Source organism: Streptomyces sp. NPDC006335 (assembly GCF_040612795.1).
Classification (GTDB): domain Bacteria; phylum Actinomycetota; class Actinomycetes; order Streptomycetales; family Streptomycetaceae; genus Streptomyces.
On record NZ_JBEXQX010000021.1, the window covers coordinates 139,987 to 165,932 of the forward strand.

A 25,946-nucleotide genomic window follows, 5' to 3' on the forward strand; every position below is an offset into this window, starting at 1 on the left:
GGGCCCTCAGTGTGTTTCCGTGTCGGACGCCGTGGCCGATGGGCCGGCAGTTTGGCGGGGTGCGGGGATGTCGGCCTTGCTGTTTCCTGGCCCGGGCGGCGGAGTGGGGGCGGTCGGCAGGCAGTTGCGGGTGCTGTGGCGAAAGCCCAGCAGGGCGACCAGGGCGGCCAGCCCGAACCAGGTGAACTGGAGGGCCAGATGGCCGGGGACCGGGTTGGTGGAGAATCCTGCCGCCGTACTGGCCTGCATGGCCCCGTACGAGGGCAGGTAGCGCATGAGCGGGTTGTCGGCGCCGGAACTCGTGATGGGGTTCTGCAGCGCGAGGTCGATGATGCTGGTCATCACGATGGCGAACATCCCCTCGACTTCCCGGCGCAGCAGGGACCCGAAGACGACTCCCAGAGCGCCGTAGGTGAGTCCCGCGCAGAACAGGGAGGCGGCGAGGAGGAGCGGCTGGCGGGGGGTCCAGGCCAGGCAGATGACCGCTGTGGCATAAGCGGCGACCGCCGCCGAGACCAGAGCCAGAGCGGTGACCTTCGCCAGGACGAGGTGGGCGCGGGGGTATCCGGCCATGGCCAGCCGGCGGTCGAAGCCGCTGCCGGAGAAGGTGGCGGCGAACATCATGAAACCGGTGATGAGGGTTACGGCGTTGAGCGCTCCGCTGATCGCGGTCAGTTCATTGCCGTGCGGGGTCAATGCTTCTCCGGTGGCGCGAAGCCGCATCCGGGCCGGGGTGTCGGGCATCGCCAGGTACGCCAGGGAGGTCCACAGCGGGACGAAAAGGATCACTAGAACCACGGCGAATTGGTTGCGGCCGTGTTCGAGGAGCGTGAACCGGGTGGAGACAGCGAAGCGGGTCAGGTGAAATCTCACGCGGCGGCCCCTGCCGTGTCCGCGCGCAGCACTCCGCTGTCCAGGCGCCACAGCTCGTCCAGGCGTTCGGTGTCGTACGCGAGGTGGGAGACGACCAGGACCGAGCGTCCCGCGTCCCGCAGCCGCGCGGCCAGGTTCCAGAACCGCTGGTAAGTGTCCCAGTCGAAGCCCTGATACGGCTCGTCCAGTAACAGGACCTGCGGATCGTGCATGAGCGCCAGCGTCACGTTCAGTTTCTGCCGCGTGCCGCCGCTGAGTACCCCGGCCCGCTCGTCGGCGTACCTGGTGAAGCCCAGGACATCCATGATCTCTTCGGCGTGGCGCACATCGGGGAGGCGGTAGGCCGTCTGGAAGAACGTCAGGTGCTGCCGGACGGTCAGCGCGTCGTTGAGGATCACGTGCTGGGGGCAGTAGCCGAACCGGCCGCTGTGACGGACCGATCCATGTGTGGGCCGCAGTTCGCCGGACAGAATCCTCAGCAGCGTGGACTTGCCGGCACCGTTCTCCCCGACAATCCCGCACAGAGTTCCGGCCCGGAGCCGTAGGTCAACACCGCGCAAGACCACACGCCGACGGTAGGCGTGATAGATGCCTTCGACCTCCATGCCTGCCTCCTCCTGTCGACCTGATACGACCGTGCCCGAACGGCCTAACGATCAAAAAGTGGAACAGGCACGAGCCTCACGCCTCCGGCGTAGCCGTTTTCTCGCAGCCCGAGCCCAACCCACCCCGAGATCACGCATGGGATGTCGCTGAACCACACCTCGCCCCGCAACCAGCCACTCCGATACCTCCTGTGACGGAACACTTCTCGCGGGAACAAACCTGCCAACTGCGCTGCGTGGCGCTTGCCAACTCAAAGGCGTCACGCTCGCTGACCTGGACAGCACGCCGTCGACGCTTGCCGACAAGGCTGCGTGGTCACAGCGGGCTGGGGATGAGGGTGTGCAGGGCAGGTGCCAGCAGGTCTCGGCCGTGCGGGTCTGCCGTAGCAGCGCGGCCCGTCCGCCGCTGGGGTGGGGCTGCGGGTGGCTACCGACTGACCATCAGCTCACCGACACCGCGCTGTGGACACGTGAATGTGGGCGCAACTGCGGCGTCACTCGCCGCGCGCCCCCGCCTGCCGTGTGACCGATCGCAGTAGGGGGCGGCTCAGGCCACCGGCCGCCAGGATCCCGCCGACGCCAGCGGCGCAACACACCGCCAGAACGGTCAGGCCGCGGGCGTCGAACGACGAGTCACCGCCGGCCAGCACCATCGAGCCCCCGCACAGCAGCCCTGCCGCGACGGCCCCGCCGGCCAGCACTGTGACCGGGATGAGCGTCTCCCGGTTCCGGGCGCTGTCCAGGATCCGCAGCGGGGTCCCCGCCAAGTGCAGCAGGGCGTAGGTGCGGCGGCGGTCCAGAACGGCGGCGGCCGCGGTGATCCCTGCCGAAGTGATGGCGACCGTGAAGGTCACCACGAGCACCACGCGGGTGAGGGTGGTGAAGTCCTGGATGAACAGGTTCTCGGACCAGTTCACGTCCGTGGTGGTGGTGGGGTACTGATCGGGTACCAGGCCGGTGAGTGCGGTGCGGGCTCGGTCCAGTTCGGCCGGGCCGCCGGAGACGGTGGCGGTGACCTGGCGGCTGTCGTAGGGAGCCGTGGCCACGAAGCCGTCGTCCACGCCGACCACGGCGCTCACGTCGGCGGCGCGCAAACGTTGTTCGGCCTGCTTCCGCACCTGCGTCACCTTGTGGACCGGGGCTGCGACGGCGAGCTGGTCGGGGCGTCCTCCCCACGGGGAGGCGGCGTTCAGGGTAAGGAAGGCGAAGAACCCGGCGACAAAGCCGGCCAGGGTGAGCCCGGAGACGATCCGCCACGCAGCCTTGGGATCGTCCATGAGCCGGCGCCCGGCCAGGAGCGTCGCGGGCCGCTTGGCCAGGGCGGTGACGATCCTGCCCAGGATCCGGACCGCCCAGGGCCCGATCACGGCCAGCGCCAGGAAGACCGCGGCGAACGCGTACAGCGCCATCGAGTCGTCGCTGCCGTACGCCTTGCTGATCAGGCCGTATCCGGCGACGACGGCCACGAAGACCACTGCCCGTACGGCGCTCGCGCCGCGACTGCGGGAGCGGTGGGCCACGCCCAGCGGACCGACGACGACCTGGCGGAGCCCGGCGAGCGCGCTGACGACGACCAGTGCGACAACCCCGGACGTCACCGCCAGCAGCGGTCGCGCGCCGATCCACAGATCGGCCGGGTACCAGGAGCCACCCGCGAGCGGCAGGCTCGCCTCGGCCGGCAGCAGCACGGCGTATCCCACAGCGCCGAGCAGCGCCCCGGCTGCTCCGGTGAGCAGCGCTTCGGCGGCCGTCATTCCGGCGACACGGCCCGGCGTGGCGCCGATCAGGCGCAGCGCGGCCAGTCGCTGGTCGCGGCGGGAGATCGACAGCCGCGCGGCGGAGGCCGCCAGCACCAGCAGCGGAACGACGACGAGGACGGTGGCGACCCGGGCCACGGACTCGTACGCCCTGCCCATGCCGTCCGCCGGCGGCGTGCCGGTGAAGGACGCGATGCGAGTGGGGGAGACGATGTCGCCGACGCGGCGAGGGTCGGGTGCTCGCTCGGCGGTGACCGCCGGGTCGCCGGAGCGGTGTCCGATCACCGCGACGAGTTCACCGGGGTGGGCCAGGGCAGCGCGGCCCAGGGTTCCGGTGGGTGTGCCGGGCACCGGGTGTCGGTCGGCAGGCAGCCGGTCGAGCAGGGCACCGAGCGCCGGGGAGACCCACAGGTCACCGGGGGCGGGGAAGCGGTCCAGGCCGGGAGGGGCGGGCGCCGTGTGGCCGGGCAGTCGGGCGACGTCCACGACGGTGACGGGTGCTCCCCGGGTGAACGTGGTCCCGACCGCCTCGACGGCCACGGGGCGGGAGGAGGCCACGGGGTTGCGCCAGTCGGTACGGTCCGCGCGGTGCTGGAAGCCGAGGTTCAGCGCGACGCACAGCAGCAGCAGTGTGGTGGACACTGCTGCGGCCGCGACCGCGAGCCCGGTGGCGAGCAGGCCGGTACGGCCGCCGGCCCGAGTGAGCCGCCAGGTCAGTGCCCAGGTGGTGCGGTCCAGTGCCCTCATCGCCGGAACCCCGCCTCCGCGTCGGTCCCGGTAGCCGTCCGGGTCCCGGCCTCTGTCTCTGTATCTGCGTGAGACTCGGCCAGCCTGCCGTCACGGACGTGCACCGTGCGGTCGCACCAGCGGGCCACGTTCGCGTCGTGGGTGACCAGGACCAGGGCGGCGCCCTGGCGGCGGCTGACGTCCGTCAGCAGGTGGATCACCTCCATACCGGTGGCCTGGTCCAGCGCGCCGGTCGGCTCGTCAGCGAAGATCACTTTCGGGCGGCCGGCCAGGGCCCGGGCGATGGCCACCCGCTGCGCCTGACCGCCGGAAAGCTGCCCCGGACGCCTGCCCTCCAGACCTTGCAGGCCCAGCGGCCCGAACCACTGCCGGGCCTCCTCGACGGCCGTCCGGCGTGCCATGCCGCCGAGCATCAGCGGCAGGGCGACGTTCTCGTCGGCGGGCAGTTCCGGCAGGAGTTGGCCGGACTGGAAGACGAAGCCGAACGCGGTGCGGCGCAGCTCGCTGCGGGCCGGCTCGCCGAGCCGGTCAATGCGCCTGCCGTCCAGCAGCACCTCGCCGGAGTCGGGTTGTTCGATGCCGGCCAGGCAGTGCAGCAGGGTGGACTTGCCGGAGCCGGACGGGCCCATGACGGCCAGGGACTGGCCGGCCGTCACGTCGACGTCGACGCCGGCCAGGGCGCGGGCCGTGCCGTAGGACTTGAACAGGCCGGTGCCGGTCAGGACGGCGGAGGTGATGCTCATCGAGCTGACTCCCCGGAGGAAACGGTGATCATCGGATGCATGCCGTCCACGATCGGGGTGTACGGCACCCGGCGGGTTCGGCCGGATGGCCGGTTGTGGCGGCCGGACATCGGCCATTCGGCCGAGGCCGCCGGGAATCGCAGCTTCCGTATCCTGCGGGCGTGTACTCCGAAAATTCGCTGCTCCGCCGGACGCTGATCGTCGCCGGCTGGACCCTCCTGGGCCTGCTGGGCCTGTTCGACGCGTTTGTCCACGGAGTGCCCGAATTCCGCTGGACGAGCTTGCTAACGATGGTGTCCGGCCCGCTTGCCTGCCTGGCGCTGCTGTGGCCCGCTCGTCGGCCGAACGTGCAGGTACGTGCCGCGCTCGTCGCGGGTGGCTCGCTGGCCCTCACTACCGTGATCGTCACCTGGGCGAGTCCGGACCTGGACGACACGTTCGGAGTGCTGGAGAGTGTCGCTGCGCTGGTGCTGCTCTCCCGCGCCGTGGGGACGGTGCCGCGCCCAAGGATGGGGGCGGCCGTGGCGGCCGCACTGGCTGTGGCGATCATCGCGATCCCGCTGCGCTTGCTGCCGACCGACCTGTATTACGGCATCGACGACTCCGTCACCGGGTGCCTGGTGATGACGCTCGCCGTCGGCCTGGCTCTCGCCTGGGGCCTGCGCACTCGGCTGCTGCAGGAACACCGGGTGCGGGACATCGCCGCCGTGCGCCAGCGTCAGCGCCTGGAACTCGCCCACGACCTGCACGACTTCGTCGCCCACCACATCACCGGCATCATCGTGCAGGCCAACGCGGCGCTCACCCTCCAGCACACCGCACCGGAGCAGGTCGGGCCGCTGCTGGAGAACATCTCCCGGTCCGGATCGGAGACGCTGGACTCGATGCGCCGCCTGGTGCGGGTCCTGCGCGAGGACGACCACACGGGCATCCGGCCCGGTCAGCTGTGGGCGGAACTCGCCCGCCTGGTCTCCGCGTTCTCCGAAGACGAAGCGGACGTCCACCTGCAAGTCGCCGCAGCGGCCCGCGAGGTGCGACTCGCCCCTGAGGTGGAGACTTCCGTGCACCGGGTCGTGCAGGAGGCCCTGACCAACGTGCGTCGGCACGCGTCCGGCGCCGCGGTGGCCGTACGGGTCGACGTGCACGGGCCCCGGCTGCGGGTCGAGGTGCACAACACGGCACCGGCCGCACGCCACGCCGTTCCGGTCGGCGGCCGTGGCGGCTTCGGACTGGTCGGCCTGCGAGAACGCGTCCAAGCGGTGGAAGGCGCGCTGACCGCCGTCCCCACCGGCGACGGTGGTTGGCGAGTGACCGCCGACTTCCCGGTGTTGGCCGCTGTGGCAGGATCACCGGCGTGAACGACACGGCGATCCGCGTACTGATCGCGGACGACCAGGAACTGGTCCGCATGGGCTTCCGGCTGATCCTCGATGCCCAGCCCGGTATCGAGGTGATCGGAGAGGCCGCCGACGGCGCCGCCTGCGTGGAACTCGCCCGACGGCTGCGGCCGGACGTGTGCCTGGTCGACATCCGGATGCCGAAACTGGACGGCCTGGACGTCACTCGGGCGCTGGCAGGGCCCGGGGTCGTCAACCCCATGCGGGTGGTTGTGATCACCACGTTCGATCAGGACGACTACGTGCACACGGCGCTGCGCAACGGGGCGTGCGGCTTCCTCCTCAAGGACGCCCCGCCCAGCCTGCTGATCGAGGCGGTGCGGGCCGCCGCCCGCGGCGATGCGCTGGTCTCCCCGGCCGTCACCGTCCGGCTGCTGAAGCAGATGTCCGCCGCGCGGCCCGAGCCGGACGCCGCTTGCCCGCTGACCGATCGGGAGCTGGACGTGGCCCGGCTGGTCGCGGTGGGCCGCACCAACCAGGAGATCTGCGAGCAGTTGGTACTGTCCCTGTCCACCGTGAAGACGCACCTGGCCAGCATCCAGCAGAAGATCGACGCCCGTAACCGGGTCGAGATCGCCGCGTGGGCGTGGGAGACCGGGATGGTGCGGGAGCGCTAGGCGCGGTTGCACAGCCGTTACGGGTGAGGGCACCTGCACCGGAGCACCACGAGGCGGGCGATGCGGCGGAAAGCGGTCGACCGCCCGACTCGGGGTACGGGAGAGGCGGTAGACGACGAAGCCTGCCCCGCCTCCGATGCGAGACGCCGTGCAAGGCCCACGGCGTGACGGCTGACGCCTCCTGGTCGGTCAGCCAGGTCGGCCCAAGGAGCGGGGGCCGTCTGAGGAGGTCCTCCTGCCGTGCCTCTCACGGCACGTACCTGTCCATCGGTCTACTTCGAGACTCCCGCCAGAAAGTCCAGCAGACGTCGGTTGACCTGATCAGGAGCCTCCTCCTGTATCCAGTGCGTCACCCCGGGCAGGATGTCGGCGCCGCGCAGGTCGGTGACGTGGCCGTCCATCAGGGACGGCGGCATGAACTGCAGTACCGGGTCCTTCTCGCCGCCGATGTACAGGGCCGACTGGTCGATGGTGCGCCCGCTGTGGGGGGCCAGCAGCTCCCAGTTTCGGTCGAAGTTGCGGTACCAGTTCAGCGGCCCGGTCCAGCCGTTCCGCTTCAGCGAGTCGATCAGCGCCTGGTCCTGGGGGGTGGGGGCGGTGAGCCTGTCAGTGGCCGGCCCGTTATGCCACGCCTCGTGGTCCAGGACCCAGCGACCGTTGGGTGCGCGTTCGACGTCGGCGTCGAAGAGCGCGTCAGCGACTCCGGGTTCCCGGAGCCAGAGCATGTAGAAGTCCTCGCCGGGCGTCTCGCGCCAGAACTGGGTGGGCGGTACGGGAGTGCGCGGGACGAAGGGGACCGACACCCCGGCGACGGCCCGGACCCGCTCCGGGTGCATGAGCGCTGTGTACCAGGCGACCATCGTCCCCCAGTCGTGCCCGACCACGACCACATGCTCCAGATCGAGCGCGTCCAGCAGTCGCACCACGTTGCCTGACAGGTATTCGATGCCGTATGTCCAGACATCGCTCGGGACGGAGGTGTCGCCGTAGCCGCGCTGATCCGGGGCGATGGCCCGGAAACCGGCCGCGGCCAGGACGGTGATCCGGTGCCGCCAGGTGATCCACAGCGTCGGAAAACCGTGCGGGAAGAGCACGGCAGGGCCGGTGCCGAGCTTGGCGACATGCATGTCTGTCTGGCCGAGGTTGACGCTGCGGTGCGATATTCCGGAAGCGCCCCATCGCCTCGCCGCTCGTCCGCCTTGCAGCTGTCAACGGTGAGGAAATCATGGACAGTTGGCAGCCGGGCACCGTGGAGCAGCTGACGTACACGAAGGACAACCCGCAGGTCGGACAGCGCCGGACACGGAGATCGCGTGGCTGCGGTTATGGAGGACCGTGGTGCTGGTGACGCTGCGGGCTGCGCAGCCGCGGTGGACGCTGGAACGCATGTCGGTTGAACTCACCCAGCGCACGCAAGGGGAACCATTGGAGCGCGGTGCGCGGACCGATGTGTCGGGCACGGCTGTCGACGCCACTGCGACGTTCGTGATGAACGACGGCGGCTGCTTCCACCGCCGACACCTGCTCGCAGAAGCCCGCCGCCACCTGCCTGGTCCTGCGCGGCCGCCGCCGCGCCGCCGCGCCGTGGACGGTCGGATCGTGGTTGCCGCCACCTCGACGCAAGTTGCGTGGACAGCAGCGAGCCGAAGACCGTGCGAGCCCTGGAGTCCGGCTACCGCCTCCACACCGCAGGCCGGCCTGGTCGAGTCCGGTGCGGCCTCGGCGGTCGGGCGATGCCGGCAGTCATCGGCACCGCCTCGCGGGCGTGAGCTGGGGATGGACGTCGCCGGGTTCCTGATGATGTCCCTCATGGCCGAACCGGCCGAACTCGCCCGCCAGGCGCGGCTCATGGAGTCGTACGGCGCGCACTGCGTCTACGTCACCGAATCCGGCGTCTGGCTCACCATGGACGGTATCCGCGGCCGCTTCCGCGCCTACCGTGACGTCTTCGACCCGGTCACGGAGTTGCGCATCCACGCCCATCGCAACCTCGCCCTGGGTGTGGCGAACACCGTCGGGGCCGTCGCGAGCGGCGCTGTCCGCGTCGACGCCTCGCTTGCCCGTCAGGGGGCAGGCGCGTCGCAACTGCCCACCCGAGGCTTTCATCGCGGTCGCCGACCTGAGGGGGATCGAGCCCGGCTGCGACCTGTTCCCGCTGATGGACGCCGCCGACGATCTCGTACGACTGCTGAAGGACCGCGAGGTGAGGGTGGACCGCGAGTCGCTCAGCCTCGTCCACGCGGGCGTGTATTCCAGCTTCCTGCGCCGCGCCGAGACCGCCGCCGCGCGCTACGGCCTGGACACCCGCAGGCATCCTCGTCGAGGCCGGCCGACGGCGCATGGTCGGCGGCCGGGATCGCCGATTCGCCGGCGCCTGCGTTCCACTCTTTGGCAGTTGATTTCAGAGAGCAACAGCACGCCCCTCAGGGTTTGGCAGTGCCCCGTTGAGCGGTGAGCGCAACTTGGGTCAGGAGGTCTCGAAACTGGGCCCGCTGTTCCTCGCTCAACTCGCCGAGCAGCCGTGCTTCCGCGGCCGCGACCTCCGTTCGCATGCGCTGCAATTGCGATCGGCCTTCGTCCGTGAGGATCACGTGGCGAGCTCGTCGGTCCTGCGGATTCGGGCGTCGCAACAGCAGCCCCTGCCCCTCCAGGTCGTCCAGGAGGTAGGTCATCACCGTTCGGTCGAGACCTACCTGGCCGGCCAGCTCGAGTTGTGTGGGGGGTTTGTCCCCGGCCTCGGCCAATGCCACGAGCACCAAGTAAGCCCGTGATCCTCCGGGCAGCGTCTCCGAGGCCTCGGCTGCAGCGCGTCGAAGCGCCCCCGAGATCATGCGGATGGCCCAGACCAGGTCGTTGTCCAGGGCAAGACACTTGGCGCTTTCGCTCGCTCGGCCGCGGGGTTCAGAGGGCATCACATCACCGTAGCACCTTTCGGCGTGACTACAGATAGTCTTGTGTGCAGAATATCTTGTCTGCCTAGTGTCCTTGTAGGGGTGTGCCGGCTCCGAACCCTTGGTGACCGCGGGGCCGCCGAGGACGCCTGTGGTGACGCCCCCGGCCCCCAGCCGAGGTCTGACTGGAGTTCGTCGCGAGCCACCGGCACCCGCCTCATGCCGGACTGTTAGCCACCACACTTTTCTTGAAAGCAGATGTTCTGTTGTGCATACTATCTGCATCGCAGCCGAACTATGTTGGAGGTACCGGCACCATGAACCTGTTCCGTCTCGACGCGAGCATCCGTACCGAAGGATCGGTGAGCCGCGCCCTCGCGGACACCGCCGAGAAGGCGTGGCTCGCCGAGCACCCCGGCAGCGTCGTGACCCGGCGCGACCTCGGGGTGCACCCGCTGCCGGGGGGCGCGTGGACCGCGCTCGCCCACGAAGTCGTCAACCCGGCCGCACCGGCCCCGGCCGAGGCGCACGAGCTCCTCGACCGCCTCGGCGCCGAACTCCTCGCCGCCGACGCGTTCCTGTTCGCGGTGCCGATGTACAACTGGAACGTCCCGGAACAGGTCAAGACCTGGATCGACCTGATCCTGAAGCACGACCAGGTGGGGATACACGGTGACCAGCCGCTCAAGGGCAAGCCGGCGCTGCTGACGTTGAGCCGGGGCGGCGGCTACGGGCCCGGCTCCCCGAAGGAGGGCTGGGACTACGCCACGCCCTACCTGCGCAGGATCCTGGCCGACGTCTTCGGGCTCGACCTGCAGATCGCCGAGGCAGAGCTGACCCACGCGTTCTGGAATCCGGAGATGGCGCACCTGCGAGGGCTGGCCGAGGAGTCGATGAAGACGGGGCACGAGGATGCCGCTGAGCACGGGCTGCGCATCGCCAAGCTGAGCAGGGTCTGACCCCCAGGGGCCTGTCTCGTAGATCACCGCGGGCTGCGGGCCCCCTCCGCGCGGCACATCCCGCTTGCGGGGGACTGGCCGCGCTGGCATCGCCGCACGGAGGATCCCCTGGCGGGCGTTCCTCCGCCGCCTTGCCAGGCATCCACGCGGACGGCCGCTCGCCACCGCACTGATCTGCGAGACAGACCCTGGAACGATTGTTCTCAAGCGTTCTGAAGGGACTGCACATGGGCAATGGGGCCGCAGTGCGGGAGACGGCCGTTCCGTCGTCGGTCATGCAGAAGGCGTTCGATCTGCTGGAAGTGTTCCGTAACGGCCGCGTGTTGACGCTGAGTGAGGTGGCGCGCCGCGCCGGTCTGCCGAAGTCGACGGCCTACCGCGTCCTCGGGATGCTCGTCCAGGTCGGGGCGGTGGAGCATGAGGGCACCGGCTACCGGATCGCGTTCCGGATGATGGTCCTCGGTGCGGCGTCCCCCGAAGGAGCGGTCCGCCACGTCGCGCTTCCGTACCTGCTGGATCTGCACCGGGCCGTCGGGCACACCATCCATCTGGGCGTCTTGCGCGGGCCGGAAGTCGTCTACGTGGAGAAGCTGTACACGCCGCGGGCGCGGTTGTTCGCCACGGAGGTCGGGATGACTCTGCCCGCTCACTGCACGAGTGTGGGCAAGGCGCTGCTGGCCCACACGGACCCGGACCTGGTCGAGGCGACCACCACGGGTCGTCTGCGCGCGCTCACCGCGCACTCGGTGCGGGATCCGGAACTGCTCCGTCGTGAGCTGCGACGGGTCCGGCAGCGTGGGGTCGCCACCGACGTCGAGGAGGCGGCGCCCGGACGGTCGTGTGTGGCCATGCCGATCGTCTTCGGCGACCAGGCGGTGGCGGCGGTGTCGATCGGATTCCCCACCGAACACGGGTCGGCCGATGTGTTCCTGCCACCCCTGCGACGGACGGTGTCGTCGATCGTCAGGGCACTGCCCGGCGTCCTGACGTGACGGGGGGCGAGCTGGGCGGCCGGCAGCAATCCCTGACGGTGTCTCCACCGCGTCCGCCCCAGCCGCAAGGCAACCAAGTGCTCGTCGCCCGACAGCTGACGAGCCACTTCGAGAGGAATCCGACGTACATGCCACACATTCGCTCCAGGGTGGTCACGCTGGGTGCCATAGCGGCGGGGGTCGTCGCGCTCAGCTCTGCGACCGCACTCCCCGCCAGCGCGGCAACCAGGTACTGGACGGTCCAGGGGACCGGATCTACGCCGGCCGCGGCCAAGAAGGCCGCGGATAAGAAGTGCACCGATGCCGGGGGGCACCCAGACCCGTGGGCAGGCTACGTGCAGAAGTCCGGTGGCTGGACCGCGACTGAGCAGTGCTCTAAGACCGTGTCCTACGTGGTGAGGCGTCGTTGGCCTCGGGAAGACCGCGGGCGCGGTGTCGAAGGTGGAGGCGCGGACGTCGATTCAGCCGGTCCGGTGCATGGAAGGGCCCTCTCCGTGGTCGTTGAGGTGGCGGGGAGAGAGTAGGCCGGGCCCGGCTCGCGGCGGAACGGTTGTGCCGGTTCCTGGAACACGCGCAGCGCCGGCGGAACGATGTGCCGGTTCCCGGAACACGCGCTTCGTCGGCGCGGTCTCCCGCCTTAGCGTCAACGTCATCAGTTCGGTCGGCGCCCCGATCGGCGCGCCGCTCGACGCAGTCGCCCCCACGCTCGGGATTCCCGCCCCCCAGGACGGCCGGGCCGCCGGAAAGACCTTCGCCACCGCAGCTCACTGACCATCCCGGACAACCTGAGGAGAAAGCACATGAACTTCTTCACATCGCTGGGCTATGTCGTGGTCCGTGGTCCACTTGACGAGTGGGCCCGCTTCGCCACCCAGACCATCGGCGCGGAACCCTCGCCGTCCGCCGCGGGCGAGCTGCGCCTGCGACTCGACGAGTACGCGTACCGCATCCTCGTCGAGGACGGCGAGCCCGCGGGCCCCCGGTCCCTGATGGCACTGGGCCTCACCGTCCCGGACGCGGCCACGCTCGCCGCGCTGGAAACCCACCTCGCCGCCCGGGGCATCACCGTCCGCGAGGACGAGGAACTGCGAGCCCGCCGGGGCGTCGAGGGACTGCGGGTCTTCTCCGACCTCGCAGGCCAGACGATCGAGGCCGTCCACGGCCTGCCGCTCGCCGGTACTCCGTTCGCGTCCCCGCTGGGCGTCCGTTTCGTCACCGGTGATCTGGGGGTCGGGCACGCCCTCCTGACCAATCCGGGTGGCGCGCGCGAGCTGGCCGAGTTCTACCAGCGTGAGCTGGGATTCAGGCTGACCGACACGATATCGATGGCTCAGTTCGGATCGGACGAGAACGCCTACTTCCTGCACTGCAACCCCCGCCATCACTCCATCGGCGTCGGCGAGGGCGTTGGCCCCATCCCGGGCCTCGATCACCTCATGCTCGAAGTCTCCGACTTCTCCACCGTCGGCCGCATCATGAGCCAGATCAGCGGCGATCCCGACCGCGTCATCATCACGCTGGGCGAGCACACGAACGACCACATGACCTCGTTCTACGTGACCACGCCGTCCGGTTTCCAGATCGAGTACGGCAGCGGCGGCGTGGTGATCGACGACGACACGTGGCAGGTCGCCCACTACGACGCGATCAGCGCCTGGGGCCACAAGTACATCGCGGCCGACGCCTGAACCGCCACCGGAGACAAAAGGAAAGCCATGCCCACAACCGAGGCCCTGACCGAATCGGCGACCAGCAAGTACGTGCAGACGACCAAGTGGAAGCTGCACTACAACGAGGCCGGTGACGGTCACCCGCTGATCCTGCTGCACGGCGGGGGTGCTGGCGCCAGTGGCTGGAGCAATTACTCGAGCAACATCGCCTCCTTGGCACGCCACTACCGTGTGTTCGCCATCGACATGCCCGGCTGGGGCAAGAGCGACACCGCCGTGCCGGGCGACCGGGACCACGTGGAGGCGCTGGAACTGGCACTGGACGCGCTCGAACTGGACCAGGTCGCCATCGTCGGCAATTCGCTGGGCGGAAGGACGGCGCTGCGGTTCACGGCGCACCATCCCGAGCGCGTCAGCCACCTGATCCCGATGGGCGCCCCCGCTCCGGGGGTCAACGTGCTCGGCCCGCCCAACGACAAGACGGAGGGAATCCTCCCCTTGGTGCGCACCTATTTCGACCCGTCGCCGGCGAACTTCCAGGCGATGGTCGGGGCGCTCGCGCACGACCCGGCGCTCGCCGAGGACGCCGACCTCGCTCGCGCGCGGTCGGAGGCTGCGCTCGCCCGCCCCGACCATCTGGAGAACATGAGGCTTTCACTGTCCAGCGGGGATCTCAATGGCCCGCCGCAGCTGTTTCAGGCCCTGCCGCCGCTGCTGGCCGAGCTCACCGTGCCCACGCTGATCGTGCAAGGGCGGAACGACCGCGCCGTCCACTTCGAGAACGCGCTGCGGTTGCTGGCGATGATTCCGTCTGCCCGGCTGTACCTCATCAACAACTGCGGCCACTGGGCGCAGATGGAACACTCCGAGGAGTTCAACCGCGTCGTGCACGAGTTCATCTCGGCACACTGACCCCCTCGGAGCGGGCGGCCCGCACGACGGGCCGCCCGCTCCTGCCGGAACCACAGGCGGCGTCCTGGAACCGACTGAGCGGTCTTGGCGCCGCCGCCGGCGCGTACACGCCGCTGCGGGTGAAGGAAATCTGCGAAGCGACCGGACGGGCCGTCGAACCACCGGGCACGCCGAGACGCTCCGGATGCGGCTGAAGCCGATGGTGCGGTGAAGACGATGAGTCACCCGGCACCGTGCATGAATCTCATGCGGGCTTGCCGGCTCAAGGCAACGGGCAGGTCGGCATCCTCGGTGACAGCGATGATTTCCCGCTCGATGCGGGTGCGCGGGCGGCCGAGCCGGTGCCCGGCCTCGGCGAGCAGTTGGTCGGCGACTGCTCCACTCTCTGATCGGCCCGCCTGGCAAAGGCTCCGGCTTGCGAGCCCTCGGGGCCACAAAGTGTGGTGACCGCCGCCCATAAGATCTGAAGGGCAACACGCCGGGACGTGACACAGAATCGAGCTGGAACAGGCCCACAGTGTCCGAGGCCCGGATCATCTCGAAGGCCTTCTCGTCGTTCAGGCTGACGTGGTCGGGGTTGTCGAGATCGAGCAGGCGTCCGGTCGTGCGGCGGATCTCGGAGACTGCGTACGCCATCGCGGGCGAGCAGGCCCACGCAGTGGACGCCGTAGTCCCGCAGCACCGTGGCGCCGTGGCCGCCGACCGGGCCCGCGGCATCGACCCTCGCCCCGTCATTGCCCGCGCGGTGCCCGCCACGGCGAGCGTGCGCTACCGCTTCGTTGAGCACACCCTGGACGGCGCCGTCGTCCGCGCGGCCCTGCTCGAGCTGGTGGTCCGGCTCGGCACCCGGCTGCGCGGCCGCGACCAGGCCGCCCGCGCCCTGGCCCTGTCCCTGACGTTCGCGGGCGGCGGCAGCTGGGACAAGACCCGCCGGTTGACGGCCCCTTCCGCCCACGAGGACGACCTGCGCCAGCTCGCCCACCAGTTGATGGACGCAGCAGGCCTGCAGCGCGGCCGCCTGACCGGTCTGGTCCTGAAAGCCGAGGACCTCCTCGACGCCGACCAGGCGCCCCGGCAGCTGTCCCTCGACGACGCCCGCGAGGGCCGCCTTGCCACGGAGACCGCCGTCGACCGGATCCGCGACAAGTTCGGGCCGCAGGTGATCGGCCCGGCCGCCGTTTTCCGACGCGCCTCATAACCCCACGCCGACCTGCTCCCGCTGGAGGTAGACCCGGCTGCTGGCCCCGCCAGGACCCCGCGGCGCACCTCAGGGGCTGCCGCACTGGCCCTACGTCCAGGCCGTCGACGACGCCCTCACCGCACGCGGCGTCCCGGACGGCACCGTCCGGGCCGACCACCACGGTCTCGAGCGCGGCCTGACCACCTACATGACCCTCGCCTGGGACGTCTCCCGCACCAGCGGCCGCGGCGGCATCCGGCTCGACTGGGAGGAACGCCAGGGCTGGTACTACGCCCTGACCGGCCTGCACGCGTACGACGTGCTCTTCTACACCGTGGTCACGGCACTGCGCACGCCGATCGCGGACCCGGAGCGGGTGGCGGACGTGGCGGAGGAGCTGGTGTGCTTTCGCCGGCTGCCGGATGTGGAGTACCGGGAGGAGTGGGAGGGCGGGCGGGAGGTGCGGGCTGCCGCGGACGACTTCCGCCGCGGTCGCCTGGGTCTCGGTCTCTTGCGGCTACGAGAGGACGGCACCGGCTCCGAGAGTGGGAGCGGGCCGGGTGTGCAGTTGACGATCGACACCCGGGCCGACACCTACGAGCAGGCGGTCACGGCGCTGCGGGCCGCGTACGGGAGTGGATTACAGACGTGAGTCCGCGACGCCAGGATTGTGACCACGAGTTGGCGCCAGCCTTCCTTAGCACACGTACTCATGACGTGTGGCTCAGCCAGCGCTGCAGGGTGGTGTTGATGCTGGGAGGCAGGGTGCTGAGCTGGTCGATGGCGTCGCGGTCTTCGGGCCGGGGCGGGATGCCGGCGGCGGTGAGCGCGGCGTGCAGGGCCAGGCGGTGCTGGTCGCGGGGGGTGATGTGGATGCTGAGGCGCTCGGCGGGGTTGGGCGGCGGCAGCAGGCAGTCCAGGTCCTGCCCGGCGGCCGGGGGCCAGGCGGTCTCAGCCGGGTCGGCGGTGTAGGGGTCGACGAAGGTGTGCGGCGTGTGGTGGTCGAGGGTGATGCTCACGTCGGTCTCCTTCAGCAGCGGGTGGATGTGCAGCAGGAGAGCCCGAGATGGCCGTGTGCGGTTGCGGTTGCCGGGTGATGTCACGCCGACGGCGTCATCGGCGGCTCATCGTCTTCTCCGACCAGCACAACTGCAGGCCGGCCGCGCCTGACCAGCCGCTGGCAGGCACCGGGGCCTGCGCAAGTCCGTGGGGCTGTTACGCACTTTCGGGTGAGGGCCGTGCAGCTGCCGGGGGGGCGTGTCCTGGCGGTCGCCGCGGGCGGCCAAGCCCCGTACGGGGTGTCTGTGTGGCGGGGCGTCAACTTCGCGCATACGACGCATGAATGGACGTTGCAGGCGAGAGTCACAGCAAAGTGGGCGAACAGTAACGGAGCGCCCGTATCGGGTTCGCAATCTGCACGGCACGGCCATGGTGTGGGTGTGCGGCGGACCGGCCGCCACCCGCACACCGCACCAGCCCGTCCCACCCGGCCCGTGTGGTGGATCGGGTCCCAGCCGATCGTCTTGGTCGACAGGACCGGCGCCAAGTTCGGCCACGTCTCGTCCTCCCCGGCTGCCAGTCGGTACAGGCGAGCGGAGCCGAGGTTCTTCAGCCGGGGCACCAGGTCGAAGCCGAGCATGTGGGCGAAGGCGAACCCACGATGGGGGCGTCGTGCGTGTCGGTGTACTGCCGGTCAATCCACGTCCGTGCAATGCTGCAGCACGCTCTCGATTATCGCGGCGACCTCGGAGGCCGAGACGGACCACCTCGCGGACTCGCGTAAAGAAGAGCTGCTTGTCCGCGGCTCTTGAGGCCGTCGAGAGATCCGTTCAGCCGATGGTGAAGCGCTGGTTCTGGGCGCCTCGGTCGCAGCGGCCAGTGCGGTAGTAGCCGTCGTCCTGCTGGTAGAGGCAGCGGCCCGTGCCGACACTTTGGAGCATGATGGCGCTGCGGGCGGCGGGCTGGACGGTGCGCCACTTCTGGTATGAGCCGCCGTTGCAGCGCAGGGGGTAGACGTCGCCCCGGTCATTGCTGTCGAGGCAGCGGTCCCAGAAGTTGTTCGTGAGAGTGGTGTTGGTGTTGAGGCGGCCGTTCCACTGCCACAAGAGGCTGCCGCGTCCGGTGGTGCAGCGGTCGCCCTTGAGGCCGGTTTCGGAGTTCTCGCGCAGGCAGTCACCGTAGCGGTAGTTCGCGAAGCGGCTGGTGTGGGTGGCAGCCGAGGCGGGTGTGGGGGTGAGGAAGGGGAGGGCGAGGCCGGCTGCGGCGATGAGGGCGGCGAAGGCTTTCCGGGTCGGGGGGCGCACGGAGGGTCTCCTTACAGAGGATTTCGGAGGACGTCGGCAGGATCCCCGAACATCACTGTCTACGCCTGAAAAATGGGTGAAACCACCAGATCGAGCCCTCATGTCGGCCGATCCGGTCCGGGACGGCGCTGGGCCGATCACCGCGGCCGGTTGAGGCTATCGCGTAGAGGTGCCACACCAGCTCACCCTGGCGGGACCGGCTACGAGAGGACGGCACCGGATCCGAGAGTGGGAACGGACCGGGTGTGCGGTTGACGATCGGCATCTGCGAGCGGGCGGTCGCGGCGGTGCGGGCCGCATACGGGCGTGATGCGGCCAAAACGCCAGCCACGGCCAGGATCCGTATGAAGGCCGCCGCGGACCTGTCGGGCGCTGGCACTGCTGAGCTCCGGGCCGCCTGCGAACGGCGGCTGCGCAGCCGCACCACGCTGGAGGCCGATCGTGCCAAGGTCCGGCATGCTCGTGCGGCTACCGTGATGCGGCGGGTCGCGGTGGCACGGCGCCGGGAGCGGAGCGCGAGGAGCTGCTCGAGCCGGGCGCGCTGGACGCGGACCCGGTTCTGGCGGCGTCCGCGCTCGCGCTCCAGGTCGTGGAGCAGGCCCATGTCGGAGTACCGCAGTGGCGCCCTCGGACGATTCGTGCGGACCGAGGAAGCAGAGGCGGAGGCCCGGCGGGCGTACAAGATCGAGCAGGGGCGCCGTTGGGTCCAGCACAATCCGAACGGTGTGGACAGCCGTCGCGACCGCAAGGAAGGCCGTCGACGCGGCCCGGCAGCGCACCGCCCATACCTGTGGGCGGCGCGGCTGGAGCAGCTGCGCAAGTGGGCGGCGGCCGTGACAGCACCAGCACGTCTAGGCGGGCAGACCTGGCCGGTGAACTTCTGATGACCTGCACCTTTTCTTACCAGCGCATGGGCGGCCCATGCCCAAAGGCCCAGTTCTGCTTGGGAGTTACTGCGAGATCGCGAGCGACGACGGCCCACATCGATGCGTAGACGGGCGAGCTACCTGCTGCGCACGTCGCGGGGAGGGACCAGCCCCTGCACGGCTTAAGGTCCTTACGTGGCACACACCTTCGAAGAACTCGTGGAGAAGCAACGCGCCGCCGACCAGGCGCACGCGACTGCCCAAGCGCTGCGCACCCAAGGCGACCCTCCCGCCTATGAGACCGCGTGGCAGGTATGGCGTGACCTGGCGCAGGACGTGCAGGGCGCGGTCACCGTGCACGCGAAAGAGCAGGGCGCGGCGCGGGCCGGCGTGGAGCTTGAGGTGAAGAGGGCGGTCCGCCACACCGAGTGGTGAAGAGGGCGGTCCGCCACACCGGGTAGCGAGCAGGTGGCCCGTACCCCCACTCGCACTTGGCCCAGACCTCGCCAACGTGGAGCAGAGCGTGAGCCCGGAGGCAGGACCCTGTGCCGGGGCCTGCACCCCACCGTACGAGGCGCCCGGGTGACGAAGGTGGGCTCGGCCCTGATACGCCTCGTCAACGGCGAGGGCGACCCCAACTCCGTCGGCTCGGTGTTCATGACGTTCTCAAAACGCCGTCATGGTGCGGAAGAAGGTGGGAGGCGCCATCCGGATGTGCCGGAACTGGACAGGACTTCGCGGGGATCAAGTCCACGACGCGGACGTTCCGGCGTCAGCGTTCAGTGGCCGGCGGAGCGCAATATATGCACACCGCCCGGCTCCTCTGGCTACCGTCTGGAAGCCGAGCTAGGAGCAGGTGGCGCCTGGGCCCCACCTGCATACCCGCGCACCGGCACGCCGCCGATGTGGTCCCGAGGCTCCGTTTGTGAAGGGGGTTTCAACTGGGTAGTGCATTCCGATGGTTGCCGCGGTCATCCCTGCATCTGGATGCGGGCAGCCCTCGGCATCCCGTTGCCTCACCTGCTCGCCGCGTATGAGGAGCAGAGCGACCGCTACCGTCGTCTGCTGTCCGACCACGACTTGTACTCGAGGGCCGAGCGGCCCATCAGCGACGGCCGCCACGTGGACCTCCGCTGGGTGATCCTCCACGTCACCGATGGGATCTCCCGGCACAACCAGCATCTCGACATCGTGCGAGAGCTCGTCGACGGACGGACCGGCGTCTAGGCCCCTTCGGCTGGTCACGAGCGGAGCCAAGTGGCGGCCGGATCAACTCGTCAACGTGATCGAGCAGCCGGCCTGGACTCGGTCGCCGCATTGCGGCTCCCCTCGGCGGAGTGCAGCGGGCCCGGTCTGGTCATCATGGCCAAACGGCCCGGCTGACGGTCAGGCGTCGAAGTGGCGCAGGTCTTCGGCCAGGATCCATGACCTGACGCCTCCCGCTGTTTTTCCGTGGGCGGGTTCTCCCCCGAGGGGCAATGATCACCCACCCAATCGGTAGACAGTGTCTACGAATTCACGGTAGACACTGTCTATGACTGATGGGAGCTCTCTTCGGGAGCGATTGATCGATGTCGGGGTCGACCTTGTACTGACCGAGGGCTCCGCGTCCGTGGGTCTGCGGGAAATAGCCCGTCGAGCGGGGGTGTCGCACGGGGCGCCGCGCCGGTACTTCCCCACACACCACGCGCTGCTCTCGGCTATCGGCCGTCGCGGCTTCGAGGACCTCGCAGTCATGTTCGAGGCCGCGGTCGCCGGCACGACCACACCGCGCGGCCAGCTGGAGGCCCTCGCGGGGGCGTACATCGGGTACGCACTGGAACGCCGCGGCATGTTCGAGCTCATGTGGCGGCACGACCTGCTCGACGGCGCGGCGCAGGCATCGGACCAACCGAGGCTGCGCGAGTCGACCCTCCCGCTGTTCGGGCACTTCACCGGACTCGTCGCCCGATGCGTATCGGAGCGGGATACCGCGCGAAACGCCGACGGGCCGAATGAGGCCGGACCGCCGCCTGCGGTGACCGCCGCCGCCCTGTGGTCGAACCTGCACGGCATGGCCCAGCTATGGGCCTGGGGCAGCCTGCAGCTCGCCCTCGGCGCCCCACCGCTGGGCGGTGACCCCGGCGACGCCCAACGCGACCGGCTCATCGCGGCAGTTCTGGACGCCCATCTCGGCCCGGTGACCTCATGACCGCACCCGCACAGCGGCAGATCGCACTTCTGGTCAGCGTGGTCGGCGCGGTGATCGTCGCACTGGACGGAACCATCCTGCTCATGGCGCAGCCCGGCATGCAGCGTGATCTCGGCGCGAGCGTGGCGCAGATCCAGTGGACGAGCACCGGCTATCTGGTCGCCGTGGCCGCGTTACTCGTGATCGCCGGGCGCCTCGGAGATCGATACGGGCACCCTCGCCTGCTGTTCGTCGGCGTCCTCGTTTTCGGGGCTGCCTCGGCCGGGATCGCGCTCGCGCCGACCGTCGGCTGGGTGATCGTCCTGCGCGCGGTGCAGGGCGCGTTCGCCGCGTTCCTGCAACCTGCGACGCTCGCGCTGCTACGGCTGGCGTATCCCGCGGACCGGCTCAGCAAGCCGATCGCCATCCGCACCAGTGCGATCGCGGTAGCGGCAGGGTCCGGTCCGCTCCTGGGCGGTGTTCTCGTGGCTCACCTGGGATGGCGCGCCGTGTTCTGGATCAACGTGCCCCTCGCGTTCATCATCGCCGTCCTCGCCCTCGCCGTACGGACGCCGGCACCTCAACGTGTCAACTCTCCACGAGTCAACCTCACCAGCGCGGGCCTGCTGGCAGTCGCGCTCGCCATCCTGGTCCACGCCTTGGCCGACGTACCCGCCCGGGGGTGGACCGCCGCGCCGACGCTGCTCGAACTCCTCGCCGTCATCGGCATCGCAACGGTGCTCACCTGCCAAGAACGCCGCACCACGCACCCGATCGTTCCCGCAGCCGTAGCGCGCTCCGTACCGGTGACCGCGTCGATGGCGATCCTGCTGGTCACCACCGCCGGCCTGTTCGGCGCGCTGTTCAGGGCCACCTTCTACCTCCAGGACGTACTTCGACTCGACCCACTCGACAGCGGTCTGCGGGTACTTCCTCTGACCGTGCTCATGGTCCTCGGCTCACCCGCCGCGGTGGCCGCACTGCGCCGGTACGGTGCGCGCCGCACCGCGATCGCCGGTACGGTCCTCGTCGTGGTCGGCATCGCGGGGCTGTCCCGGCTCGGTCCCGCCAGCACAGGGATGGCCATGGCTGCAGCCTTTGCCGCCATCGGTGCCGGGTTCGCCACCGTGATGGTCACCGCCACCGGGACCGTCGTCGGAGACGCGCCGCCCGGGTACGCCGGGGTCGTCAGCGGACTCAAGCAGACCGCCATGAACATCGGGCCGACCTTCGGCATCGCCGTCGCGGCCAGCGCAACCGCCACCGCTGCGTCAACCATGAGCTCCACTGTGCTGATCCTGGCCGCACTCGCCGCCCTCGGCCTGCTGCCCGCGTCGCGACTGCCCCGGCGCCCGGCCCACCAGGAAGGAGACGACACGACCGCCGCACGCCCGGAGCAAGAACCAACACCACAGACGGCACCAACTCGACACCCAAACAGTTGAGCAACCGCCGAACACAGCCACGCTGATCCGGTCATGTACCAGACCGATCTTCGTCGAAAGAACAAGCTGAAGTCGACGAGGTCGTTTCTTATGGTGCTTGTGAACACGTCCGCTGCAGGGCAGCGAAGGCCGCGCTAGCGGAGTCGGCAGGGAACAGCCGCAGGACGGTGGCTCGGTTCGGCGTCGTGATGACGTAGTGCCGCGCCAGGTAGGAGAGATCTCCCCAGTTCTCTCGGGCATGGGCGCGCATTAGGACCTGGCCACATCTTGTGCAGGCGATCCAGGGGACGAGGACACAACCGGCCGGGTCCTGTTCGGCCCCACCTGTTGCCTTGGGGACGATGCTTTCGTCGCCTTCGATCAGCTTCAGGTTGCCCGATGTGCCGTCATTACGGCACTGAAGGATCCGTGGTGTGAGCGTCTCCCGCTCGCCCCAGATCTCCGCGAGCACGGAGATCTGCGCCCTGGCTGTCTCGCTGATCGGCACTCGGTGGTCGAGGAGGCCGGAGACGAGCAGGCCAAGTCCCGCCTCCTGCTCTCCGATGTCCCAGCAGTCTTTGACTTGCTGGGCTTCGGCCTCTGGCAGGAAAGCGGCGAGCCAGTTCCAGATGACGGCATCGTCGGTCACTTGGCAGACGCTACCGGCCTGACACCCGGAGGCCGTCACGACCAGCTTGCGTACGTCGGCCCTGGCCCCCGAGGCCAGCGACTGGAAGAGGGCCGCGCGCGCAGGCAGATGAGCATGACCGCGTTTGCAGTGAAGCCATGCCTCACCGTCCGCTGGGAACGCCGAACCGAACTCCACGATGCCTTCGTCTCGTTGGCCTGCCCCTCATCTGCTGGAGGCGCCTCCAGCGCCGGCACCGGCCATCACGTCGCCGCCCAGTCGAGTCCGAGGTCGGCCAGCGCTTGGAGTTTGTCGGCGGTCAGCCTGGCGCGTCGGCTCTTGCTGTTGCTCAGGAACACCCCAAGCCGGATCTCTGTCCCGTCCTCCAGCCGCTCTACGTGCCCTCGTGAGACGGTCAGGGAGCCCGTGCGGGTCTTGTACTGCGCCAGAGCCGCCACGCCCCGTTCGAAGGCCCCCACAGGCGTGGTGGACGGTTTCGCGGGCGCCTCGGGCTCTGGGGCTGGAGGTGTGATGCCGAGCTGCTCCAGGCGCTCGCGCTGCCCGTTGTGAAGGGCCTGCCAGACCTCCGGTTTCCGCTGCCGGGCCAGCCACTTCCCGATGTCCATGCCGTGGACCGTGAGGCCAGGAAGGACGTCTGCCTGGCCCTCTTCGTCGGCGACCAGCTCCCGCAGCGCCGCGTAGTGGCGTTGCCATTCGGCCGGCCACGCCGGGTTCCAGTCCTCATCGACCTCGCGCAGTGCCCTCTCCCAGTCGGGGTGTCCGTCCAGTGCGCCGGGGCGCCGCAAATTCGCGAGCCACATCCCCAACGGCCTGTCCAGCATCGCTGCCGACCTGGGAGCGCACAGTGTCCAGTGCTGGTCGTAGTAGGCCTTGGCGGCTTCGAGGTTTTCCTGGAAGCGTTCATCCACCACCGACCAGACCATGCCGAGCTGTTCGAGCCGTCGGGCGCGCTGGCCGGTCATCTGTCCGGCTGTGTAGGCGCGTCGTTGTTCTGCGACCCATTGTCCAAGGGGGGTCGCGCCTTCGCGGTGTCCGTAGGGCACGCGGGCGTTCCCGGTCCGTTCGACGTATGTCTTCAGTTTCGCCCAGGCGCGGGCCCAGTCCTGGCGTTCGGTGTCGATGACGTTGAAGGAGACCCAGTCGGCGACCATCACCGGGTCGCGTGGAGCGGCAAAACGCAGCAGCAAGCGAGACTCGTCCTCGCCCTCTTCTGGGACGACACCGATGTTCACGGACGGCTGGACGACGTCCTTCTGAGGCTCCTGGGGGATGGCGAGCAGTTCCACGGCTTCTTCATCGTGGGCCCGCAGACCTTCGAGGACTTTCACGAGGGGCCGGTAGGAGCTGGAGGTGAACATGTCCTCGGTCTGCTCTCCGGGCTGGAGGAAGACGGGCACGATCAGGGAGGCGAGTTTGCCCTGTCCGGGCTTCTGTCGGAGTGCCCGGCCGATGGCTTGGACGATGTCGTGCGGCGCGCCCTTGGGGTCCAGGAGGGCCACTGAATCCACGGCGCGGATATCGACGCCCTCGCCCAGAACACGGCAGTTCGAGAGCACGGCCCGCTGCGCCGTGGTCCCGAACGAACCCAGAACCTCTCGCCGGTGCTCAGGGACGTGCTCGCCGCACAGCCAGTTGGCCCAGATCCGCTTCGGGTACGTCTCGGGCTGATCCGCGTGCAGCTTCGCAGCCACCCGCTCCAGACCCTCCGCATATGCCTGTGCCTCGATGGTGCGGTGGTGGAAGGTGATGCACGTCGACAGGTCGTGCTGCGCCATCGTGTGCAGGAGCGCGGCCTGCAGCGCCCCGAGCCTTTGCCCCCGCACCTCTTCCGTGTGCCGTTCCTCGCCCATCAGCCGCTCGGGAGTGACGACGGGGTCCTTCAGCTCCAGGACGATGATCTGGTACCGCGCCAACAGGCCCCGGGAGACGGCTGATGCGAGCGAGAGCTTGTACAGGACGGGCCCGAAGACCTTCTCGTCATCCATGGAGGCCGCCATCTCCCGCGGCAGCGGGTCACGGACTCCCTCGGCGACCTCGCGGCTGAGCTGCTTCTCCCAGATCCGCGGTGTGGCCGTCAGGTACAGCCGCCGCAACGCCGGGATGACGCTCTGGTCGTGGATGTCCGCCCATGCCTTACCCATTGAGCCACTTGTCCTGTGGGCCTCATCAACCACCGCGAGGTCTAGTGGATCGAGTTTCTGCCCGTAGACACCCTCGAATGCCTCTGCCAGAACACCCAAAGACGCGTAGGTGGCGTAGATGGTGACCGGCCCCTGCCCGTGCCACAGCGCCAACTGGATCGGGTTCGTTGTGGAGCGCACCTTCAACGACCACAGCTCCGGATCGTCCTGGAGCGAACACACTGCAACCGCCGGCCCGTTGTGCCCGGCCTCGTGCCACGCCCTCACCGTCTGCGCCAGCAGATCCAGCGTCGGCACCAGCACGAGCACACGCCCCCGGGGCACAAGCCGCCTCGCCGACGCCGCAGCCATGATGGTCTTCCCCGTGCCGCACGCCGCGTGCACCTGCCCGCGAAGACCATTCCAGGGAATACCGCCCGGCGGGACATCAAGACCCCGCACAATGGCGGAAACGGCCTCGATCTGGTGATCACGCAGATTCACGGCCATGCCCCATGCTCTCCTTCCTTTTTCTCGGAATGCGGCGCGTAATAGCAAATAGAATCCAGGCGCAAGGTGCGCGGCGGTAGGGGTGTAGCATCTGATCCCAGACTCTACACAGTCACCACTCGTGATGCATCCGAGGATGACATAGTGACTCAACCTCACCCACGAACAGTCGACTGCCCTCTATGCTGACAGGGTGATAGGTGAACATGCCGGGACAGGTAGACGATGGGGGAGGGGTTCAGGGTGGAGCGCAGCGGAACCCGTTCACTACAACAAAGTCGACACCCCATCAGGCCGACGGGCCGTCACATCTTATGCAGAGATAGTAGCTGGGAATCCCAAGCCCTACAGTCCCGCACGTGATGCACGCACCCTTTACCGCCAGCCCCCAGGAATCCCGCTTGCGGGATTCCATCAATTCGCGCTTGCGCGAATTGACACGCACTCAGAATTCCGCTTGCGGAATTCGCTTCCCGCGCTTGCGCGGGAAGCTGGCGGAGCGTCAGCGGAGCCGTTTCCTTATGCAGCGCGCCAGCGCTGCATAACCCGCTCAGATCGGAA

The 25,946-nt window shown here is 69.2% G+C and carries 23 protein-coding genes and 3 pseudogenes; 15 read left to right on the forward strand and 11 right to left on the reverse strand.

The genetic code is table 11. The features are described 5' to 3' along the window. Positions 1 to 6: 6 nt before the first annotated feature. The 4 genes from ABZ098_RS38525 to ABZ098_RS38540 form a co-directional block, all read right to left on the reverse strand. Positions 7 to 873 carry an ABC transporter permease gene (locus tag ABZ098_RS38525; protein WP_356598545.1) on the reverse strand — a complete coding sequence of 289 codons (867 nt, stop codon included), beginning with the start codon at positions 871 to 873 and terminating at the stop codon, positions 7 to 9. Continuing rightward, complete coding sequence (locus ABZ098_RS38530; RefSeq protein WP_356598547.1) at positions 870 to 1,478, reverse strand: ABC transporter ATP-binding protein; 609 nt, start codon at positions 1,476 to 1,478, stop codon at positions 870 to 872. The genes ABZ098_RS38525 and ABZ098_RS38530 overlap by 4 nt, the downstream gene beginning before the upstream one ends. 494 nt (positions 1,479 to 1,972) lie before the next feature. Then, complete coding sequence (locus ABZ098_RS38535; protein ID WP_356598548.1) at positions 1,973 to 3,982, reverse strand: FtsX-like permease family protein; 2,010 nt, start codon at positions 3,980 to 3,982, stop codon at positions 1,973 to 1,975. Further along, positions 3,979 to 4,725, reverse strand: coding sequence for an ABC transporter ATP-binding protein (locus ABZ098_RS38540; RefSeq protein WP_356598550.1), 747 nt, complete (start codon positions 4,723 to 4,725; stop codon positions 3,979 to 3,981). Before ABZ098_RS38540 ends, ABZ098_RS38535 begins: the two co-directional genes overlap by 4 nt. A gap of 161 nt (positions 4,726 to 4,886) precedes the next feature. Between ABZ098_RS38540 and ABZ098_RS38545 the strand changes: the two genes are divergently transcribed. Next, the gene (locus tag ABZ098_RS38545) at positions 4,887 to 6,083 is read left to right on the forward strand and encodes a histidine kinase (protein WP_356598552.1); all 1,197 of its coding nucleotides are present in this window, start codon (positions 4,887 to 4,889) and stop codon (positions 6,081 to 6,083) included. After that, a complete protein-coding gene (locus ABZ098_RS38550) occupies positions 6,080 to 6,739 on the forward strand; it encodes a response regulator transcription factor (RefSeq protein WP_356598554.1) in 660 nt (219 codons plus the stop codon). Before ABZ098_RS38545 ends, ABZ098_RS38550 begins: the two co-directional genes overlap by 4 nt. A gap of 272 nt (positions 6,740 to 7,011) precedes the next feature. Here the strand turns inward: ABZ098_RS38550 and ABZ098_RS38555 are convergent, their stop codons facing one another. Then, complete coding sequence (locus tag ABZ098_RS38555; protein WP_356598556.1) at positions 7,012 to 7,866, reverse strand: alpha/beta hydrolase; 855 nt, start codon at positions 7,864 to 7,866, stop codon at positions 7,012 to 7,014. Positions 7,867 to 8,503: 637 nt separating this feature from the next. On the opposite strand from ABZ098_RS38555, the pseudogene ABZ098_RS38560 reads away from it, so the two are divergent. Continuing rightward, a pseudogene (locus tag ABZ098_RS38560) lies at positions 8,504 to 9,138 on the forward strand (4-hydroxy-2-oxovalerate aldolase); the annotation flags it as partial. 24 nt (positions 9,139 to 9,162) lie between these two features. Here ABZ098_RS38560 and ABZ098_RS38565 read toward each other — a convergent pair. Beyond that, the gene (locus tag ABZ098_RS38565) at positions 9,163 to 9,651 is read right to left on the reverse strand and encodes a MarR family transcriptional regulator (RefSeq protein WP_356598558.1); all 489 of its coding nucleotides are present in this window, start codon (positions 9,649 to 9,651) and stop codon (positions 9,163 to 9,165) included. 296 nt (positions 9,652 to 9,947) lie between these two features. On the opposite strand from ABZ098_RS38565, the gene ABZ098_RS38570 reads away from it, so the two are divergent. The 7 genes from ABZ098_RS38570 to ABZ098_RS38600 all read left to right on the forward strand — a co-directional run bounded on the left by ABZ098_RS38570 (position 9,948) and on the right by ABZ098_RS38600 (position 15,995). Beyond that, positions 9,948 to 10,589: an NAD(P)H-dependent oxidoreductase gene (locus ABZ098_RS38570; RefSeq protein ID WP_356598560.1), complete on the forward strand. Its 642-nt coding sequence runs from the start codon at positions 9,948 to 9,950 to the stop codon at positions 10,587 to 10,589. Between the two features lie 227 nt (positions 10,590 to 10,816). After that, a complete protein-coding gene (locus ABZ098_RS38575) occupies positions 10,817 to 11,581 on the forward strand; it encodes an IclR family transcriptional regulator (protein ID WP_356598562.1) in 765 nt (254 codons plus the stop codon). 800 nt (positions 11,582 to 12,381) lie between these two features. Then, positions 12,382 to 13,269, forward strand: coding sequence for a VOC family protein (locus tag ABZ098_RS38580; RefSeq protein ID WP_356598564.1), 888 nt, complete (start codon positions 12,382 to 12,384; stop codon positions 13,267 to 13,269). Positions 13,270 to 13,296: 27 nt separating this feature from the next. Beyond that, entirely contained in the window at positions 13,297 to 14,163 is an 867-nt protein-coding gene (locus ABZ098_RS38585) for an alpha/beta hydrolase (RefSeq protein WP_356598566.1), read from the forward strand. Positions 14,164 to 14,417: 254 nt separating this feature from the next. Further along, entirely contained in the window at positions 14,418 to 14,552 is a 135-nt protein-coding gene (locus tag ABZ098_RS38590) for a hypothetical protein (RefSeq protein WP_356598568.1), read from the forward strand. 374 nt (positions 14,553 to 14,926) lie between these two features. Continuing rightward, positions 14,927 to 15,361 (forward strand): hypothetical protein, encoded by a 435-nt coding sequence (locus ABZ098_RS38595; RefSeq protein ID WP_356598594.1) that lies wholly within the window; start codon positions 14,927 to 14,929, stop codon positions 15,359 to 15,361. A 76-nt stretch (positions 15,362 to 15,437) separates the two neighbouring features. Continuing rightward, a complete protein-coding gene (locus ABZ098_RS38600) occupies positions 15,438 to 15,995 on the forward strand; it encodes a DUF6292 family protein (RefSeq protein WP_356598596.1) in 558 nt (185 codons plus the stop codon). A 58-nt stretch (positions 15,996 to 16,053) separates the two neighbouring features. Here ABZ098_RS38600 and ABZ098_RS38605 read toward each other — a convergent pair whose 3' ends face one another. The 3 genes and pseudogenes from ABZ098_RS38605 to ABZ098_RS38615 form a co-directional block, all read right to left on the reverse strand. Further along, positions 16,054 to 16,362, reverse strand: a complete 309-nt coding sequence (locus tag ABZ098_RS38605) for a hypothetical protein (RefSeq protein ID WP_356598569.1) — start codon at positions 16,360 to 16,362, stop codon at positions 16,054 to 16,056. Positions 16,363 to 16,442: 80 nt separating this feature from the next. Beyond that, a pseudogene (locus tag ABZ098_RS38610) lies at positions 16,443 to 16,988 on the reverse strand (Tn3 family transposase); the annotation flags it as partial. Positions 16,989 to 17,172: 184 nt separating this feature from the next. Further along, positions 17,173 to 17,646, reverse strand: a complete 474-nt coding sequence (locus ABZ098_RS38615) for a hypothetical protein (RefSeq protein WP_356598571.1) — start codon at positions 17,644 to 17,646, stop codon at positions 17,173 to 17,175. A gap of 602 nt (positions 17,647 to 18,248) precedes the next feature. Here ABZ098_RS38615 and ABZ098_RS38620 point away from each other — a divergent pair. From ABZ098_RS38620 to ABZ098_RS38640, 5 genes and pseudogenes are all read left to right on the forward strand, one after another. After that, positions 18,249 to 18,530, forward strand: coding sequence for a hypothetical protein (locus ABZ098_RS38620; protein ID WP_356598573.1), 282 nt, complete (start codon positions 18,249 to 18,251; stop codon positions 18,528 to 18,530). 177 nt (positions 18,531 to 18,707) lie between these two features. Next, positions 18,708 to 18,947 (forward strand): hypothetical protein, encoded by a 240-nt coding sequence (locus ABZ098_RS38625; protein ID WP_356598575.1) that lies wholly within the window; start codon positions 18,708 to 18,710, stop codon positions 18,945 to 18,947. Between the two features lie 552 nt (positions 18,948 to 19,499). Continuing rightward, positions 19,500 to 19,739, forward strand: a pseudogene (locus ABZ098_RS38630) (DUF664 domain-containing protein); the annotation flags it as partial. A 307-nt stretch (positions 19,740 to 20,046) separates the two neighbouring features. Next, positions 20,047 to 20,703, forward strand: coding sequence for a TetR/AcrR family transcriptional regulator (locus tag ABZ098_RS38635; RefSeq protein WP_356598577.1), 657 nt, complete (start codon positions 20,047 to 20,049; stop codon positions 20,701 to 20,703). After that, complete coding sequence (locus ABZ098_RS38640) at positions 20,700 to 22,127, forward strand: MFS transporter (protein WP_356598579.1); 1,428 nt, start codon at positions 20,700 to 20,702, stop codon at positions 22,125 to 22,127. The genes ABZ098_RS38635 and ABZ098_RS38640 overlap by 4 nt, the downstream gene beginning before the upstream one ends. An 88-nt stretch (positions 22,128 to 22,215) precedes the next feature. Here the strand turns inward: ABZ098_RS38640 and ABZ098_RS38645 are convergent, their stop codons facing one another. Beyond that, the gene (locus tag ABZ098_RS38645; protein WP_356598600.1) at positions 22,216 to 22,755 is read right to left on the reverse strand and encodes a hypothetical protein; all 540 of its coding nucleotides are present in this window, start codon (positions 22,753 to 22,755) and stop codon (positions 22,216 to 22,218) included. Between the two features lie 242 nt (positions 22,756 to 22,997). Beyond that, positions 22,998 to 25,385: a Helicase associated domain protein gene (locus ABZ098_RS38650; RefSeq protein ID WP_356598598.1), complete on the reverse strand. Its 2,388-nt coding sequence runs from the start codon at positions 25,383 to 25,385 to the stop codon at positions 22,998 to 23,000. Between the last annotated feature and the right edge of the window lie 561 nt (positions 25,386 to 25,946).

Bases quoted from the DNA above. Each gene is read 5' to 3' on its own strand.
- ABZ098_RS38570 (WP_356598560.1), top strand. From the start codon at position 9,948: ATGAACCTGTTCCGTCTCGACGCGAGCATCCGTACCGAAGGATCGGTG.
- ABZ098_RS38580 (WP_356598564.1), top strand. From the start codon at position 12,382: ATGAACTTCTTCACATCGCTGGGCTATGTCGTGGTCCGTGGTCCACTT.
- ABZ098_RS38535 (WP_356598548.1), bottom strand. From the start codon at position 3,982: ATGAGGGCACTGGACCGCACCACCTGGGCACTGACCTGGCGGCTCACT.
- ABZ098_RS38540 (WP_356598550.1), bottom strand. From the start codon at position 4,725: ATGAGCATCACCTCCGCCGTCCTGACCGGCACCGGCCTGTTCAAGTCC.
- ABZ098_RS38565 (WP_356598558.1), bottom strand. From the start codon at position 9,651: ATGCCCTCTGAACCCCGCGGCCGAGCGAGCGAAAGCGCCAAGTGTCTT.
- ABZ098_RS38555 (WP_356598556.1), bottom strand. From the start codon at position 7,866: ATGCATGTCGCCAAGCTCGGCACCGGCCCTGCCGTGCTCTTCCCGCAC.
- ABZ098_RS38635 (WP_356598577.1), top strand. From the start codon at position 20,047: ATGACTGATGGGAGCTCTCTTCGGGAGCGATTGATCGATGTCGGGGTC.
- ABZ098_RS38620 (WP_356598573.1), top strand. From the start codon at position 18,249: ATGTCGGAGTACCGCAGTGGCGCCCTCGGACGATTCGTGCGGACCGAG.
- ABZ098_RS38530 (WP_356598547.1), bottom strand. From the start codon at position 1,478: ATGGAGGTCGAAGGCATCTATCACGCCTACCGTCGGCGTGTGGTCTTG.
- ABZ098_RS38585 (WP_356598566.1), top strand. From the start codon at position 13,297: ATGCCCACAACCGAGGCCCTGACCGAATCGGCGACCAGCAAGTACGTG.
- ABZ098_RS38575 (WP_356598562.1), top strand. From the start codon at position 10,817: ATGGGCAATGGGGCCGCAGTGCGGGAGACGGCCGTTCCGTCGTCGGTC.
- ABZ098_RS38640 (WP_356598579.1), top strand. From the start codon at position 20,700: ATGACCGCACCCGCACAGCGGCAGATCGCACTTCTGGTCAGCGTGGTC.
- ABZ098_RS38650 (WP_356598598.1), bottom strand. From the start codon at position 25,385: ATGGCCGTGAATCTGCGTGATCACCAGATCGAGGCCGTTTCCGCCATT.